The organism is Streptomyces sp. NPDC048331 (genome assembly GCF_043201215.1).
GTDB lineage: Bacteria > Actinomycetota > Actinomycetes > Streptomycetales > Streptomycetaceae > Streptomyces.
Map to the genome: position 1 here is coordinate 132867 of NZ_JBICYT010000002.1, position 16156 is coordinate 149022.

The window sequence follows — 16156 nt, forward strand, 5'->3', positions numbered from 1 at the left end:
TGGTCCCTCGGCGGCGGGGTGCCGCGGCCGTCGTCAGAGCACCCCGTCGACGTTGAGGTGGAGCCACTTGGGGTCGATCATTCCCTCGGCGTCGATGCCTCCGGTGGTGATGTTGCCGAGCACGGCGAGCCATCGGGGTTCGACGTCGAGGTGGATCGACGGACGGCCGCCCCTGGCCCGGTTGCCCGTCACGGTCGCGGTCCCGGCCCGAACGACGAGCGCGGCCGGGTCCGAGTCGCCGTGCTGGCGGAACTGGTTGGCGGAGACGACGGCGTCCCTGGCCACGTGGATCCGCGCCGCGGGGTGCTGGGCGGCGCCGGTGAAGGTGTTGGCGGAGACGATCGCGCTGACGTCGTCCGAGACGTGGGCGAACGCGGTGTAGGGGCCGATGAGGTACGAGGCCCTTTCGCCCACGACGGAGACGTACCGGCCGATGCGGCCGCTGAGGTCGTTCGGGGTGTCGGGGTCGGCGTCGTCGTCGCGCGGGTCGTCGCCCACCAGCAGACCGCTCCACGGATTGTGGCTGTCGTGGTCGACGTCCTCGGTGATCCGCCGGCAGACGTTGCCCTCGATGGTGGTACGGGTGAAGACACAGACGTGGATGCCGAGGTTCCGGGCGGTCTCATCAGGATCGGACGGGCCGATCCGCTCGACGGTGTTGGCGTGCACCCGGGACTCCCGGCAGGCCAGCAGGGCCACCCCGGTCCTCCGGTCCGACGCGTCGCCCTCCCCGCGCACCTCGCGCTCGCCCCGATCGGCGCGCTCGCCCCGATCGCGGCGATCGCCGTCCCCCTCGCCCTCGTCGAATTCGGTGGTGAGTCCGGAGACGGTGTTGGACCCGACCAGTGCGTGGTTCGCACCGACGATGCGGATGCCGTCGGTGCCGTCGGTCAGGTTCCACTCCCGCGTGACGAGGTCCCGTACGGTGTTGCCGATGATCACGGCGTCGGCGGCCCGGCCTCGATCGGTGACCACGATGCCCCCCGAGGTGGCACCTTCGACGGTGTTGTGGGAGACGTCGAGGTCGCCGGCGGGCACCCGCACGAGGACGCCCACTCCCCCGATCCGGCTGATGTGGTTGCCGCGGATGCGGGTGGCACCGCGCAGGACGCCGGACACGCCGCTCCGCAGGACGATCCCGTCGCCCGAACCGGATTCCGGGTCCGGGGTGCCGGAGACCGTGTTGTCCCGGACGGTGTATCCGCTCGCTCCCACCTCGATGCCGGTCCCGTTGCTGCGCACATGGTTGTCGGTGATGTCGAAGGAGGCCCACGGGGAGACGGCGCCGAGGAAGCTCAGCGCCGCGCCCTGCGCGAACTCGACCGTGTTGTCACGGACGGTGTTGCGGAGCATGTGGGCGGCGCTCCCGCGGAACTGCACGCCGGCCCACCAGCACATCAGCAGGTTGCCGCTGATCTCCAGATCAGCGGTCAGCAGGTGCGCCCTGTTACCGCCGCCTTCGGCATCACCCTCGCCGTCGCCACCGCCGTCGTCGTCGTCCGTGTTCAGGTTCTCCTTGGCCTCGATGCCGATGCGGCCGGCGAGGTCGCAGTCCTGGACGCGGGTGCGCAGGCAGGCGTGGGACAGCTCGACGGCGGGGCCCTGGCCGCTGCCCTCTCCGCCGCCGGCGATCAGCACGGTGAGCCGCCGGACGGTGACCTCGGCCGCGATGGAGATCTTGATCCCCGGCCGTCGGCTGCTGGAGATCAGCGCGAAGTCCTCCAGGGTGACGAAGGCCGAGAGCCGGATGTCGAAGCCACCTCGTTCGGCGATGAGCAGGGTGCCGGGGCCTTGCCCGTGGATGCGCACCGACCGTGCCCTGCGCATCCGTACGGGTTCGTCGCCGAGGTGGTAGACGCCCTGTGCGAGACAGACCGTGCCTCCCTCCTCCGCGACCGAGTCGACCGCCGCCTGAACCGTCATGACACCGCTGGCGTGCGACTCGGGCGTGACGCAGACCGTGCAGTCCCCGCAGTGCCCGCCGTCCGGCCACAGGGTGCGGCAGTCGTTCGCGGCGGCGGGGAAGGTCACCACGGCCAGGCGTGCGTAGTGGTGGTGGACTCCCAAGGGGGGTGCCTGGTCGAGCGGTTCGACGGTGGCGGTCGAGGTGCGCGCGGTGAAGATCCAGTGGTCACCGGGGCGGAAGGCACCGTAGGGGGCGTCGAGCACGACGGTGACGCCGTGCTCCAGGACGACGGCCGCTCCCCCGGTCGCCACCGTGATGACCCCGGTGGAGTCCGGGGCGTCGAGGTCCTGGAGTACGGCGCCCTCGCCGTTCTTGATCCTGCCCGCCTGGTCCCAACGGCGGATCCGCAGATTCCGCCTGAGTGCCTCGTCGGTCGTGGCGGGCAGGTCGCCGGGGAGCGCCGGGCTGAAGGAGACCGTTCCGTCGGTGTGCACGGTGGTGATCCGGCGCATCTCGCCCGGCTGCTCGTCGAGTTCCCGGTGGTCGTCGAGGATCTCCACCCAGTCGTTCTCGCGTAGGCCGAGCACGGTGTCGCGGCCCAGGTGCTCGGGCCGCAGCCGGTCGGGGGCCACGACCTCGACGACCCGCATCGCGACGGAGCCGTTGTCGCGGGACCACTTGAAGGTGGCGGTGCCAGGGGTTCCCCCGTCGTGGACCTCCACCCGGTACGTCTGGTTCTCGAGACCGCGGTAGTCACCGCCGGGCGGCAGTGAGCAGGGGTCGTCGGCGGCCGCCACGACCACCGTGCCGGTGGTGAGTCGGCCCCCGGAGGGGGCGATGACCCCGGACCAGTCGGGGATGTCCTCGTCCGGGGTGCTGCAGTCGATGTCGGGGGTGTCGGGCTCGTGCACGCGCACCCGCCAGACGGTCTGGGTACGGGCGGTGGTGTCGACGCCCACCGCCTCCTCGACCAGGTCCGGTGCCTGGATCGGGGTGACCTCGCGCTGCCACACGTCCAGATAGACGAGATGGGTCCCGGTGGTGGGCAGCTCCTTCGGGGCGGCCCAGTAGGGCTGCTGCGTGTACGGGGTGTCCTGCGCGCGCGCCGGTTCGGCGAGCAGCGGATCGAGCACGGTGGCGCCGGTGCCGTGGTTCTCGGCCGGCAGCCCGTCGACGTACATCCGGCCGCGACCGATGGTCATGCCGTCGTCCGAGCTCGTGATCAGGAAGGCGTCGGGTGTCGTACGGGGGACGACGGCGGCTCCGGAGAAGCCCTCGGTGACCCCGGGGCTTCCTAGGTCGGCGGCGGCGGCGCGCAATCGGCGGTCGACGATCGCCACGAACTCGTTCCAGTCGGAGTCGAGCAGCAGTCGGCCCTGCTGCATGACGACGCCGGAGTGGTCGCGCAGCGCGTCGAACCGCACGCGGCTCAGATCGGCTCCCATCGGGAGGCCTCCTTGCTCAGGTCGCGTAGAAGAAGACCGCTTCGAGTCCGAAGCGGAGGTACTCGTCGAGCCGCAGCAGGAGATCGCTCTCCCGTTGTGGCGTGAACAGCAGGTGGGTGGCGCCCATCTCGCCCTCGTCGTGGGCGCCGCGCCGGACGGTGTCCGGTGTGGCGGCGGCGAGCTGGGCGTAAGCGGGGTCGCCGAAACGGAGCGAGGTGAAGTGCGGGCGGTCGGCGCGCCGGGTGCCGGGCGGATCGGCGGGGTCCGGGCGGCAGCGGTACCGGCGGCCCGTGCGTGAGCCCTCCGGCACGTAGCTGAAGCGCAGGCATCCCTGCTGGCGGCGTCGGGCCCACACGGCGGCTTCCCGGACGTCTCCCGGTGCGAGTTCGGCCACGAGCAGGGAGTTGGACGCGTCGAGCTCGACGGCGTGGATGCCGCCGACGACGGTGGACTCGTGCAGGTGGAGGCGGCCACCGGGCTCGCCGCCCGCGCCCGTCTCCTGCGCGGCCTCGTCGGGGACCGTGCGCGGGCCGCCGCCGGGCGGGGCGGGGCGACCGCAATAGGCGACGGCCGTCGGGGCTCCGGCGTCGACGACGCAGTCGGTGAGGGTGATGTCGGCGCCTTCGACGGCGACGATCGGCCCGACGACACATCGGGTCAACCTCACGGTGGCGAACGGGTCGAGGACCAGGAGAGCGGCCCGCTCCGGGTGGGCCGGCTGCCCGTTCGCGGTCCGGCCCTGGCCGGGGACCAGGGTGCAGTCGCGCAGCTCCACGGTGCGGTTTCCCCCGTCGCCCTGCTCCTCGAGGACGACGGGACCGCCGGTGACCAGGAGTCCGTCGAGGACGACGGTGGTGCGCGGGCCCATCGCGAGGCGCAGTCCGTCGCGGACGACGACCGTGGGGCGGGTGCCGTCGTCGGCGCGTACCCACACCGTGGTGTCCGGGCCGTCCGCCGCGGCCGTGGTGGTCCGCACGGTGTGCAGCTCCTCGTACCGGTCGGAGTCGGTGACGCGCAGGGTCCCGCCGGTGGCGAGGCCGTCGAGGAGGGCCTGCGGCGCGTCTCCGTCGGCGACCTGCCGGTGCGGGCGGGGCGCCACCGCCTCGCCGCGTGCCGAGCCTCGGGCGCCCAGCGGCACGGCGAGGCCGTAGTGGTGGGTGGCGACCGGCTCGGTGGTCCCCGGAACGGCCGTCCCGAAGAACACCCGCCCGAGCTCGGGATCGACCGCGACCTTGCCCGCCGCCGGTTCGTGCCCCCACGCGCCACTGCCGCCGGGCAGGTCCGACAGGTCGCACACGGTGACGTGGGTGGCCGGGACGGGGGTGAAGACCCGTGCGCCGTCGGGGGTGCGTACGGCCTGGGACAGCAGAAGATCGCGCCCGTCGCCGTACGAGGCGTCGAGGCGGGTGCCCAGCACTCGGCGGGTGAGCGGCAGGGGGACGTCCGCGGGCTCGGCGAGGTGGGTGATCTCCTCCTCGGTGCGTGGCGCGCCGAAGAGGGCCGAGTCGCTGCCCAGCGTGTCGAACCGGAAGCGGCGCCGGTCACCCGGGGTGTGGGGGGTGAGCGGGGTGCGGTCGAGGCGCACGGCCTCGGTGCGCCAGAGGAAGAGGCCGACGTTCGGGATCCCGTACCGTCCGGCGCGGTGCGGCGGGCGCGTGGCGATGGCGCGTACGTCGGCGGTGTGGGCCAGGTCGTCGAAGGCCCCGTTCATCCGGGTGCACCAGGACAGCGCCTCCGCGTCGCGCATGTCGGGGGTGGCCCTGGCGTGCGGCCTGGTGTGGTTCATGTACTGGGTGGTCACGAGGCGTTCGAAGTACTCGACGGCTCGGGCCGGCCAGCCGGTGACGTCCCGGGCCAACTGCTCCAGCGCCGCGGCCGTGCCCTTGCGGCGCCGGTAGGCGATGGTGTGGGCCACCTCGGCGCGGGGTGAGCGCACCTTGTCGGCCACGCCGTGCAGCGGGCGGTAGCCGATGAGGTCGCCGATGTAGGGGGCCACCCAGGGTGCGCAGGTCTCGATGAACTGGTCGTCGTACAGCTGCTCCAGGTCCTCCTCCAGAACCTCCAGCTGGGTGGCGAGCACCTCGACGAACTCGCGCAGCGGGCCGCCCCGCTCGACGTCGCGCAGCCGGTACAGCGCCGGCAGCAGGGCGTACAGCCGGTCGGCGGCGCCGGGTTCGGGTCGGGGCCGGGTCATGGCATCTCCTCCAACCGGTCGAAGGGGGTTTCGGCGAGGGCGAGCAGTTCGGCCGCGACGGGCCTGCCCGCGTGGACGGTCGCCCCGGCGGCGGGGAGGCGGGTCTCCAGGCCCGGTCCGTCGCGGTACAGCGCGTCCAGGTCCACGGCGACGACGCCCGGCACGCTCGCCGCGACGGCGACGACCTGCGAGCGGTGCACCGGTGCGGCCAGGCCACGGGCGAGCGGCGCGTAGGCGGCGCGCAGCGCGCTCTCGACGGCGGCGAGCACGGCCTTGGTCTCGCGTGCGGGATCCACCCGTACCTTGAGGGCCAGCCGGAACCGCGGCTGACGGGCCGGCAGGACCTCGACGCGGGTCAGCGGGTCGCCGTACCGGCGCAGGGCCGCCGTGAGGTGGGCGACGGTGGTGTCGGGGGCCGCCGCTCCGTGGGGCCCCGAGACGCTGACGACGATCGTCCGGCCGGTCCGCAGCCGCAGCACGTCGGCGCGGGCGAGCGAAACGCCGGAGAAGGCGAGTGCGAAGTCGGCGTAGTCGCGCAGCGAGACGGCCCGGCCGAGGGTGCGGGTGGCGAGCGGCAGGGTGGCCCGTGCGTGGCTCTCGTCCTCGGGGTCGACGCCTCCGTCGGCGGCGACGGGGTTGGTGACGGCCTTGACGCCGAGGGGGCGGTCCATGAGCAGGGACACCCGGTCGGCGGGCAGGTTGCCGGCGAGGCCGGTGCCCTTGCGGTACGTGGCCCGGACGTTGTGCGATCCGGAGGGCAGCCGGGCTCCGCGGACGCCGTCGCCGAACGCCACCACCACGGGGCCGTCGGGTTCGTCGCGGGTGGTGAAGGCCCGGTCGCCGGCCCGCGCCCCGTACAGGGTGGGCAGTTCTCGCCAGGCGACCTCGTCGGCCCGGACGGTGAGGGTGGACGCGAAGCCCTGCGGGGTGTCCGCGCGGACGTGGGTGAGCGGGCCGTGCAGCAGCGGCATGCTCTGGAAGGGGCGGCGGGCGTCCCCGTCGCCCAGGACCTGGTGCACGCTCTCGCCATGGGTGGCCCTCGTGACGTTGCCGAACAGCACCGCGGTCGCTCGTTCGTAGGCGTGCCGGGGTGGTTCGGTCAGCGTGACCAGGGTCCGCCCGCCCGTGGTCCGCACGGTGTCGAGGACGACGACCTCGGCCACCGGTTCGTCCTTCGGAGTCCCGTCGTCGAGTCGGCCCGAGAGGACGAGCCGGCGTCCCGGCGCCATGGCGCTGGTGTCGCCTTCCACGAGGAAGGAACGGGTGGTCAGTGGTGCGGTGTCGGGCGCCTCGACGAGGGTGAGGGGTTCGGACACGGCGAAGACGGTCACGTCGCGCGGTGTCGCGTCCGGGAACCGGTACCCGCCGGCCCGTTCCCTGTCCGGGGAGTTCGGCTCCCCGCGCAACGTGAGGCGGGTGACGGTGCCGGAGACGGCGAACCGCGCCAGGGAGAACTCGCTCCGGTCCACCACCTCGAACAGTTCGCGGTAGAAGGGGGTGTCCTCGCCTTCGTGTTCCTGGGACAGGACCACCCAGGACCCGACCACGACGTCGGGTTGCGATCCGTCGAGGTCGACGACGACGTGGGCCCGCATGGGCTCCTCGCCGTCGGTGACCGCGTGGAACTCCGGCCACTCGGCGTCGCACACCGACCCGCCATAGACCGCCACGTATCCGGCACGGAACTCCTCGTTCATGGCCCGCCAGACCGGCGCGTTGTGGCCGAACAGCCGCAGCCGCTTGCGCAGGACGAAGGCGTCCGGCCGGGCGGCCGGTTCGTTGTACGGGGCTCGCGAGCCGAGGCCCCGGTCCCAGCGGACGTGCGTGCGCCGGTGCGGCGGGTCCGGTTCGACGTCGGTCACCAGCCGCACGTCCCACCGGTCGTGGGCGAGGTCGTCACTCGCGAAGAGGATCGCGTCGCCGGTCCGCACCAGCAGCGCGTCGCCGTCGAACCAGGCGTCGACGCGGCCCTGGACCGGCGGGTGGGGCTTGGTGGCGACGACCGGCAGCGCGTTCCATTCGGGGCGCGCGGCGAGGTCCTCGACCGTCTCGAACATCTGGGGGCGCTCGTCGGGGCCCGGCACGCTCTGCACCCTCAGCCCGCGGGGCAGGTCGACGGCCGTGGGCGGCGCCGGGGGGCGCAGACCCGGGTCGGGCGGAAGGCCGGTGGGCTGCCCGGCCTGCGGCGGCTTCTCCAGGGAGAAGGCGAGGTGGGTCTCGGCCGCGACACCGGGCGCGAGCCGGTAGGCGACGAGCCGGCCGAGTTCCTGGAGCGAGACCCGTTCGGTGGCCGTGCGCAGGTACGACTCGTTGGCCAGACGCTCGTTGTAGAAGGTCAGGACGTCGCAGACGACCGCCCAGGCGTCGATCAGGGCGATCGTCGCGTCACCGGGGTCACGGGTGAGCAGCCGGGACAGCTTCGGGCGGCTCGTGTCCGAGAGGGCGGTGACCATGCTGGACCGGAAGTCGCCGTGCGTACCGCTGCGGTAGGCGATCTCGGGCAGCCCGGGCCGGTTGCCGAGGGTGGCGGGGGTACGCGCGGACCTGCCCGAGCAGCAGCCGCAGGTCCCTTCTCCTCCGGTGCGGACGGTGTGGCTCATCGGCCGCCTCCCAGGGTGAGGGCGAGCATGCCGCGCTCGGGGAAGTTCGGGTCGTTGTCCAGGCGGGCGATCTCCAGGCGCCCCATCTCCAGGACACCGCTGTCGAGGCCGCTGGTCTCCGGCAGTCGCTGCCTCTGGAACGTGTGGACGTCCACCGACTCCACTCCGGGCACGGCGTGCACCTCGGCGAGGACCGTGGACAGGTGCACCGGCCGGCCGAAGGTGAGGCGGTCCGGGTGGAAGAGGCCGCTGCCGCCGCCCGGCAAGGTGGTGTCGCCGAGCCGGGCGAGGATCGCCGCCCCGACGTCGGAGCGCAGATGGGTGCGCTCCACGCACACCCGCAGCCCGATCTCCAGGGGTACGAACACGGGGCCGTCCACCTCCAGGTCGTAGCCGGCCGGCCGGTAGCGCTCCAGCCGGGCGCGCAGGTCCCGTTCGAAGTCCGCGTCGACGGGCCTGCCGCCGCGCCGGTCCGCGGTGACGAACACGCTGTGCCAGGAGCCCGTCCAACGCAGGGTCGCCGCCGCACGCTGGACGCCACCGACGCGTTCCGTCACCTCGGCCCAGTCCGCCTCGGTGACCGCGCGTTCCTGAACGGCGAAGGCCTGGGGCGCGTCGCGGCGGATCTCCTCCGCGGTCTCGGGATCGGTCCCGCCCGCGGCGGGCAGCGGGTTGCGTACGGAGGTGACGGCGCCGATGTCGGTCACGACATGGGCGATCGACTCGGCGCCGACATTGCCCGCGCGCCCGTTGCCCACCCGGTACCGGGCGGAGAACACGGTGCCCTCCTTGGGCCGCATCCCGTGTTCGTCGTCCCCGAAGCGCAGCCGGACCGTCCCGTCGTGTTCGGCCTCGACGGTGAAGTCGACGGCCACCGCGGCACTGTCCAGCAGATCGGGCCGCACCTGCCAGTCCCGGCGATCGGTGCCCAGTTCGCCGACGAGGTCGATGGCCGGGCGCGCCGCGCGGGGCTCGGCGGCGGGGACCGCGGACGCGGGCGGGGACGGCTGCGACACCAGCAGGTGGTCCCCGGCGAGGAGGACGCGCAGCACGGTGGTGCCGTCACTGATCGACCAGAGCGGGTCGGCGCCGCGGACGGTGACCGTCCCGCCCGTCGGCTGCCGTCCCTGGGAGCGCAGCAACGTCCGTAGCTCCTCGTCGTAGGTGAGTGCGGTCAGCTCGGCCAGCAGGGCCGCGGTGGCGCTCTGGCGGAACAGGACGGCGGCGGGGTGGGCGCCGGCGTGGGTGAGGGGGCCCCGGGCGAGCGTGGGACGGTAGCGGGCCGGTACCGGGCCGGGCGGTGTGCTGCCGGGCCGGTCGGGTCGGCCCACCCTGACCAGGCGGGGCCCCGGGACCTCGCCGAGGGGCTCGCCGGGTCGGTCCGGGCCGGGGACGGTCTGCCCGTGGTCGGCGAGGACGATGTTGCCCCAGGCGCGCGCGGTCTCCTGGCCGTCCTCGACGCCGAGGCACAGCGGGAACGGCAGGGCGTCGTCCTCGTGCCAGGCGATCTCGGTCACCGGGAGCGGATCCGCGGTCCGGGGGTCCTCGAACAGGCCACCCACCGGGTCCTCGGAGCCGCGGACGTCGGTGAGGCGGACGGCCCATCGCCGGATCGGGTCGGCGTCGACGGCCAGTCCGGTGGTCGGCGACACGGTCTCGGCGAGGACCAGCACGTCTCCGGACCTCAGGTGCGGATGGGCGCCGCGCAGGGTCGCCGCCGTGGCCCCCGTGGGCAGGCAGCAGCCCTGGTCGCCCCAGGTGTGGAAGCGCATCTCGGTCAGGTCGGCGTGCACGAGGGCCGGCTCGACGGTCTCGAAGACGACCGGCTGCGCCGCCAGCGCCGTCCGGTGTTCCGGGGACCCGGGTTTCAGCACCGGTGGCGCGTTCGGCACCGTCGTGAGGAGCGGCGTACCCGCGGGCAGCGCGACGGCCGTGCTCCCTTCGACACCGATACGCACCCAGACACGGGCGTTGCATCCCTCGTGGACGCGGTAGTCGACGAGCCGGGCGTGCCGGCGCAGCGAGATCCGGCTGCGGGCGGTCCCGAGGTAGGCCTCGGTCGCCACGGCGTCCTGTCGGTAGGACAGTTCGTCGGCGGCGTAGGCCAGCAGTTCGACGAGGGCCGTTCCGACGTCCGCCGGGTTGCGTTCGGTCCAGTCGGGTGCGAGGAGCGCGATCCGGTCCAGCATCAGCCGACGGAATCCCCGGTAGTCCTTGGCCAGGTAGTCGATCGCGGGGGTGTCGGGCGGCTCGGGCGGACAGGTGTCGACCGGGGCGCAGTCGAATTCGCTCGGGCACTCGACCTTGAACGCGAACTCGGCCTCGGCGAGCAGCGTGTCGAAGCCGGCGGGTGGCAGGTCCGAGCCCGGACCGGCGACGAGCCGCAGCCGGTAGGTGGAGAAGTCCCCGCGCTCCGCGGTGCCGACGACGAGCACGTGGTCGGGTTCGTCGATGCCGACGAGCAGTTCGGGCGGCACGTCGGGGCTGTCGCCCGCGGCCGCCCAGGCGACCGTCACGGCCGGGATGCGCTCGCCGCCCTCGACGCGGACGTTGTCCTGGTCGAGACCGGCGGGGACGGGCCGGACCAGCCGCACGTACAGGACGCGTTGGCGCAGCTCCGGGGCGGGTGCGGCGGTGTCGAGGACCTCCACGTACTCGATACCGTTGAGGTCGCTCAGGGGGCCGGCCTGCTGGAGCGCGAGCAGGCGGTGCGGCTTGACGCACGGGAAGCGGGTCACGGGCGACCGCCGGGGGTGCGGAAGGTGGCGACCGCGCGGGTGCGGGTGCGCAGCACCACGTACGAGACGGTGATCATCAGGGTGGAGTCGACGGCCTCCACCTCGACCCGGTCGGCGGTCAGGACCTGCCCCAGGTGCCGTTCGAGGGCGCTCTGCACGAGGTACTGCGCGGTGGCGGCCGCCTCGGGGCCGCCCGGTTCGAAGACGAGTTGCAGGAGCCCCGCCCCGAAGTCGGGCCGCATCACGCGTTCTCCGGGCGAGGTGAGCAGCAGCTGCTCGATCATGTCGCGCACGTGGTCGTCCGGATCGGTCGTCGCCGTGCGTCCGCTGCCGCCGATGTCGTAGGGATGATCGATGGTCATGCCGACTCCCTCATGAGGCGATGGCCCGGGTCTGGGCGGCCGACGGGGTGAGTGGGGTACCGGTGGGGGTGCACATCGAGGTGCCGGACTGCAGCGCGACGGGTGTGCCGCCCGCCAGCACCCGCACGGCGCCGGTGAGCCATTGGGCGGTGACGCACGGTGGGGTGGGGGTTCCGGTGAGCCCGCATCCGGCCACCACGTACGGGGTGGCGAGGGTGACGACGGGTTGGCCCGAGACGGTCACCCGGGGGAAGGGTGTGGTCGGTGTGGCCTGTCCGGCGTGGGTGCACAGAACGGTGGCGCCGAGGTGGAGGATGGGTCCGGGCATCGTTCACACCACCGTCAGGGCGCCGAGGTTGATGTCGGTGGTCGGTCCGGTCAGGGAGATCGTCGCGCCCTTGCCGTTGCTGATGACGATGCCGACGTCGCTGACCGAGATCATGGCGCCGGTCGCGGTGGTGATCAGGATGCCGCCGGTCGGCCCCGGGGCGTCGCTGATCACCAGACCGTTCTTGAGCGTGGTCTGGAGGGTGATGCCGGACATGCCGGGCGGCACGGTGCGGGACAGCAGGGGGACCTCGGCCGGGCTCCCCCAGTAGCCGCCGACCCAGACCGGGTGGTCGGCGTCACCGTGCTCGTACTCGATCCAGACTCCGGAGCCGATGGGTGGCACGGTGAAGACGCCGGTGTTGATCCCGGCGAGCGGCAGGCAGGGCATCGCCCACGAGGACACGCTCGGCGAGACGTCGGGGACGAGGGCCTGGATCCGGCCCAGTTGCAGCGGGTCGACGTTGTTGACGACGGTGCCGCGGTACTTGCCGACGAAGCCGGTCACGGCGGGGGTATCGGTCCGGGTCATACCGGCACCGCCGGGACGGTCGAGACGACGCCGTTGCGGGCGAGCGAGAACGACTGGGTGTAGGAGCCGCGCCGGATGTCGTGCGTGACGCGGGTGACGTAGTAGAGGCCGTCGAAGGCGGTGCCCGCGCCGCGCACCCCCACCAGTCGGCGCGAGCGCAGGACATGGCCGTACTTCGCCACGTCGAGGGTGCCGGCGGCGAACACGGCGTCGGAGTGCTGGGCGGCGTGGGCGACGCCCCTCATCACGGCGGCGAGGGGGGTGAGGTTCGCGGTGTCCGTCATGCGGTGCACCTTCGGCGGGAGCGGGGGGACGAGTCCCAGCGGCGGCCGGATGGGGGCCACGTCGGGGATGGGCAGCTGCAGCGGGGCCTTGCTGGTGCGTTCCTGGATCGCGACGATGGGAAGCTCCCTCTTCTCCTTGTCGAACGTGAAGTTGAGGGTGGCGACGTTGTCGTGGGCGGCGTCGAGGCCGACGCTGAGCGCGGGTTGCGGCGCGCCGAGCCGGATCTCCGGCCCCCAGTACGCCTTGCTCACCCCCGGCACGGGTCCTGGTTCGATGTAGAAGACGTGACCGACCTCCTTGGCGAGAGCCATGACGTAGGCGTAGTCGGTGCCCTGGTGCACGGGGATGCGGTCGACGGGGATCGGTACGTCCTCCAGCAGGCTCGGGATCACCACCGGCGCACAGCCGAGTGCCGCGTACTTCGCGAGGACGGTCAGGGCCCGCACGGCCGGTGACATCGCCGGGTAGGGCAGGCCGTCGAACGGCACCAGGTCCATGACGCAGCTGAGGTCCTTGCCCTTCACGTGGAGCACCGAGGTGGGTCCGGCCGCCGTCATGTCCTGGTGGGTCACCACTCCGTCGACGAGGACTTCGGTGACACCGCGCACCGTGACCGCGACGACGCACCGGAACACCGGCACGGTGACCGGGAAGAACGCCTGGACCGGGGAGTCCTTGGCGATCGAGAAGGTCAGTTCGAACCCGCTCTGCGCGTCCCCGGCGCCGCTCTCGACCTTGAGGCCGGTCAGCGCGTCGACGACGAAGCGCGGCGCGGGCACGGGGACGGCGGGGCCGAGGAACAGCTGGAGCCGGACGGGGCCCGGGGGCAGGTCATTCATCCGGGGCTCCGGGCACGCCTTCGGCCAGGGTGACGCGCAGCCGGCGGCCCGGCGGCAGGGTCATCCGGGCCGGGTCGATGACCCCGTTGGCGTCGGCCAGCCGCCACCACAGCTCCGGGTCGCCCAGCAGGCTCGCCGCGAGCAGGTCCCGGCGGTCGCCCGCCGTGGTCGCGTACTCGTGGAGCAGCGCGAAGCGTTCCGGGGACGGGCACAGCCGGCGGCGGAAGTACGGGACGGGCGGCGCGGGTTCCTCACCGGGGTCGTGGGGGCGGACGTGGGCCGTGACTCCGGAGTCCGCGTAGCGGCTGGTCGGCGGGAGCGCGACGGTGGGCACGGCACCGGCCGCGAGGAGTGCCTGGAGCGGGTCGGGCACCTCAGATCACCTCCAGCCCGAGGGCGGACAGGGCGGCCGAACCGGCGCGGGAGGCCAGCGCCTCCTTGTTGCGCAGGTGGCTCATGAACAGCGCTCCCCCGCGGTGGCCGAAGCCGAGGTCGTCGACGGACAGGACGCGCATGCCGAGCGTGACCTTGGCGCGGATCGGGTTGAGCAAGGTGTCGAAGGCCTCCTCGGCGATCGACATCTCGGTCACGCGGACCGGTACGACGCGCTGCCTGCTCCAGACGAACAGCGTCAGCGGCGATTCCATGGGGAGGACCTCCAGCATGCCCCTGGCGGCCAGGGCGTCGTTGTCCACGAGCGTGGTGGCCCGCGGGTTGACCAGGAGTTCCAGGGCGGCGAGCTGCGGGTGGATGCCGAATTCGACCGTTCCCGGGTTCTCCGCCGGGAATTCGAGCCGGTCCGTCGCGTCGATCTCCGCCTCCAGGCGCAGCGTCTCGACGGCGACGCCCTTGAGGCGCAGCGCCTGGCCGGTGTCTCCGCCCGCGGCCTGGACGGCGACGGTGCGGGTGAGCGCGTCCGGGTTGTACTGGAGCGCGATCGTCCGCAGGACGCGGCCGCTGGTCACCTCCACCTCGACGAGGCCTCCCTTGACGACACGGGGCGAGATCACCGATCGCCTCCCAGGGCCGTCCAGATCGCGGTCGCGGCCTGCGCGCCCAGCGCGGCGGCGTTCGGAGCGGGGGTGGGGGCGAGCCGGGGGCGCACCACCGGCAGGGCGCGCCCGGTGAGGGCGGCGGGGTCGGCTCCGGCGGCGAGGACGCCGAGGGCCCGCTCGAGACCGGACACGACGGAGCCGGCCTGGTCCGATGTCAGGCCGCGCAGCACGACCTCGTCGACGACGATCCGCACCTGCGGCCGCCCGGCGCTCATCGCGGGTCCCGAGTGCCGCGGAGGAAGTCACCGAGGGACAGCGTGCCGGCGCCCGGCCCCGTCCCGCCCCGGAGGGCGGTGTCCGGCGCCGAAGGGGCGGGCGGGTGGGCCGCCGGGGGGACCGCGCGGATCTCGACCCTGCCGATGGTGATCGTGACGGCGGGGGCCTGCTCCGCGGTGGCGGGGAGCGTCAGGGCCACGGCGGTACGGGCCCGCACAGCCGGCGGGACCGGGGTGGGGACCGGCGCGGGGCGGGCCACGGGAATGCCGGGTGCCGTCCGCGTCCGCGTCGGCCGCCCGGGGTCCTGACCGGAATCCTGCCCGGGGTCGGCGGGGAGGCGGCGCGGACCGGGAACGCCCGGTTCGGGCCCGTTCGGGGCCGGGGAGGTGCCGCCGTCATCGGCGGCCCGTACGGCCCGTACGGCCGGTGCGCCGGGCGACGGGGCCACGGCGGTCGCGGGCGTGACGCGGACCGGCGCGCCGAGCGACGGCCGGTGCGGCGCCGTGTCCTGCGGCTCGGCGCGGCGTACGAGGTCGGGCGCCCGGCGCTCGGAGGCGGCCGCCGGAGGCAGCGGCGAAGGGGGCGTCCCGCGGCCGGGGAGGGTGGGGACGGCTGCGGGGTGCGGACCGTGCGCCGCCGCCGCGGGTCCGGGGACGGGCCGGCCGTCGGCGGGACCACGGCCGGTCCCGGTGCCCCGGGCGGGTGCCTCGGCGTCCGGCGGGCGCGCGGCCCCGTCCGTCGCCTCCCGCGACGCGGTGTCCTCGCCGGGGCCGACGGGCTCCCGCTCCCGGGACGCCCGCTCGGCAGCGGGTCGCGGGGGCAGGACGGTGGCGGGTCGGCCGGGCCGGCCCGCGGCCCGGGAGGCGAGGCGGTGCAGCAGGTCGGTCATGGCAGTTCCCCTGTGACGATGCGGAGGTAGCTCGCCCTACGCTGCTCGCTCAGCGCGAGCACCTCGCTCTCGGACCAGCCGTAGGAACGGGCCAGCGCGTCGACGTCGAGCAGCAGCTGCCGGCCACGGGCTTCGAGCTCGGCCCATACGAAGGCGGCCACGTCGAGGTCGGCGGTGAACGCGAGCTCGCAGTCGGGGCACCGGAGGTCGACCAGCAGGTCGGCCAGCGGGTCCGCGGACGACATGGCGTCGGTGAGCGCCTGGCGCACCGGGTCGGGCAGGTCGACGGCGGACGAGGTCCGCGGGTGCTCCTCATGACGCAGGCTCAGCAGGCATCGCTGGAGCAGCAGCAGGGCACCCTTGTCCGGGTCGTCCGCCTCGGGCAGCTCGGCCACCGCGCGGAGGTCCTCGTACGAGAGGCATCGCCAGACCACCTCGTACCCGCCGTGCAGCAGGGGCGGCGGGGAGTCGACGATCTTGTCCTCCAGTGCGAGCAGCGCTTCGGTCGTGGCCTGGAACTCCACCGTCCCGCGGCACCCCGGGCAGCCGACGGTGGCGGTCATCCGCGGACCGGCCAGCGCGTCGCGCAGGCGTAACAGCTGCGCGGTGATGCGGCCGATGGGCCGCTCGGCCGGCGGGACGGCGCGACCGGTGTCGTCGTCGGCCGTGGCGGCCAGGGCGAGGGCACGCGCCTGCGGGGACGCGTCCCGGCACTCGTCCCACAGCCGTAGCACCTCTCCCGCGGGCAGGGTGCGCATGTCGCCTCCC

The 16156-nt window shown here is 73.9% G+C and carries 13 protein-coding genes; all 13 read right to left on the minus strand.

Annotation, left to right across the window (positions count from 1 at the left end; genetic code table 11):
* Positions 1-33 precede the first annotated feature (33 nt).
* From ACGFYY_RS04090 to ACGFYY_RS04150, 13 genes are read right to left on the minus strand one after another with little or no spacing between them, the layout of a single operon-like run.
* Positions 34-3351 carry a DUF6519 domain-containing protein gene (locus tag ACGFYY_RS04090; protein WP_393706962.1) on the minus strand — a complete coding sequence of 1106 codons (3318 nt, stop codon included), beginning with the start codon at positions 3349-3351 and terminating at the stop codon, positions 34-36.
* A 16-nt stretch (positions 3352-3367) separates the two neighbouring features.
* On the minus strand, positions 3368-5545 hold the full coding sequence (locus tag ACGFYY_RS04095) for a hypothetical protein (protein ID WP_393706964.1): 2178 nt from the start codon (positions 5543-5545) through the stop codon (positions 3368-3370).
* Positions 5542-8145, minus strand: a complete 2604-nt coding sequence (locus ACGFYY_RS04100; protein ID WP_393706966.1) for a baseplate J/gp47 family protein — start codon at positions 8143-8145, stop codon at positions 5542-5544. Before ACGFYY_RS04100 ends, ACGFYY_RS04095 begins: the two co-directional genes overlap by 4 nt.
* A complete protein-coding gene (locus ACGFYY_RS04105; protein ID WP_393706968.1) occupies positions 8142-10883 on the minus strand; it encodes a putative baseplate assembly protein in 2742 nt (913 codons plus the stop codon). The genes ACGFYY_RS04100 and ACGFYY_RS04105 overlap by 4 nt, the downstream gene beginning before the upstream one ends.
* Positions 10880-11245: a GPW/gp25 family protein gene (locus ACGFYY_RS04110; protein WP_393706969.1), complete on the minus strand. Its 366-nt coding sequence runs from the start codon at positions 11243-11245 to the stop codon at positions 10880-10882. The genes ACGFYY_RS04105 and ACGFYY_RS04110 overlap by 4 nt, the downstream gene beginning before the upstream one ends.
* 10 nt (positions 11246-11255) lie before the next feature.
* Positions 11256-11573, minus strand: a complete 318-nt coding sequence (locus tag ACGFYY_RS04115; RefSeq protein WP_393706971.1) for a hypothetical protein — start codon at positions 11571-11573, stop codon at positions 11256-11258.
* Between the two features lie 3 nt (positions 11574-11576).
* Positions 11577-12104, minus strand: a complete 528-nt coding sequence (locus tag ACGFYY_RS04120) for a phage baseplate assembly protein V (RefSeq protein WP_393706972.1) — start codon at positions 12102-12104, stop codon at positions 11577-11579.
* Complete coding sequence (locus ACGFYY_RS04125; protein WP_393706973.1) at positions 12101-13228, minus strand: hypothetical protein; 1128 nt, start codon at positions 13226-13228, stop codon at positions 12101-12103. Before ACGFYY_RS04125 ends, ACGFYY_RS04120 begins: the two co-directional genes overlap by 4 nt.
* On the minus strand, positions 13221-13601 hold the full coding sequence (locus ACGFYY_RS04130; RefSeq protein ID WP_393706974.1) for a LysM domain-containing protein: 381 nt from the start codon (positions 13599-13601) through the stop codon (positions 13221-13223). Before ACGFYY_RS04130 ends, ACGFYY_RS04125 begins: the two co-directional genes overlap by 8 nt.
* 1 nt (position 13602) lies before the next feature.
* The gene (locus ACGFYY_RS04135) at positions 13603-14238 is read right to left on the minus strand and encodes a hypothetical protein (protein ID WP_393706975.1); all 636 of its coding nucleotides are present in this window, start codon (positions 14236-14238) and stop codon (positions 13603-13605) included.
* Entirely contained in the window at positions 14235-14498 is a 264-nt protein-coding gene (locus tag ACGFYY_RS04140; RefSeq protein WP_393706976.1) for a hypothetical protein, read from the minus strand. Before ACGFYY_RS04140 ends, ACGFYY_RS04135 begins: the two co-directional genes overlap by 4 nt.
* Positions 14495-15388 (minus strand): hypothetical protein, encoded by an 894-nt coding sequence (locus tag ACGFYY_RS04145; RefSeq protein WP_393706978.1) that lies wholly within the window; start codon positions 15386-15388, stop codon positions 14495-14497. Before ACGFYY_RS04145 ends, ACGFYY_RS04140 begins: the two co-directional genes overlap by 4 nt.
* Positions 15385-16146 carry a hypothetical protein gene (locus ACGFYY_RS04150; RefSeq protein WP_393706979.1) on the minus strand — a complete coding sequence of 254 codons (762 nt, stop codon included), beginning with the start codon at positions 16144-16146 and terminating at the stop codon, positions 15385-15387. The genes ACGFYY_RS04145 and ACGFYY_RS04150 overlap by 4 nt, the downstream gene beginning before the upstream one ends.
* Positions 16147-16156 lie beyond the last annotated feature (10 nt).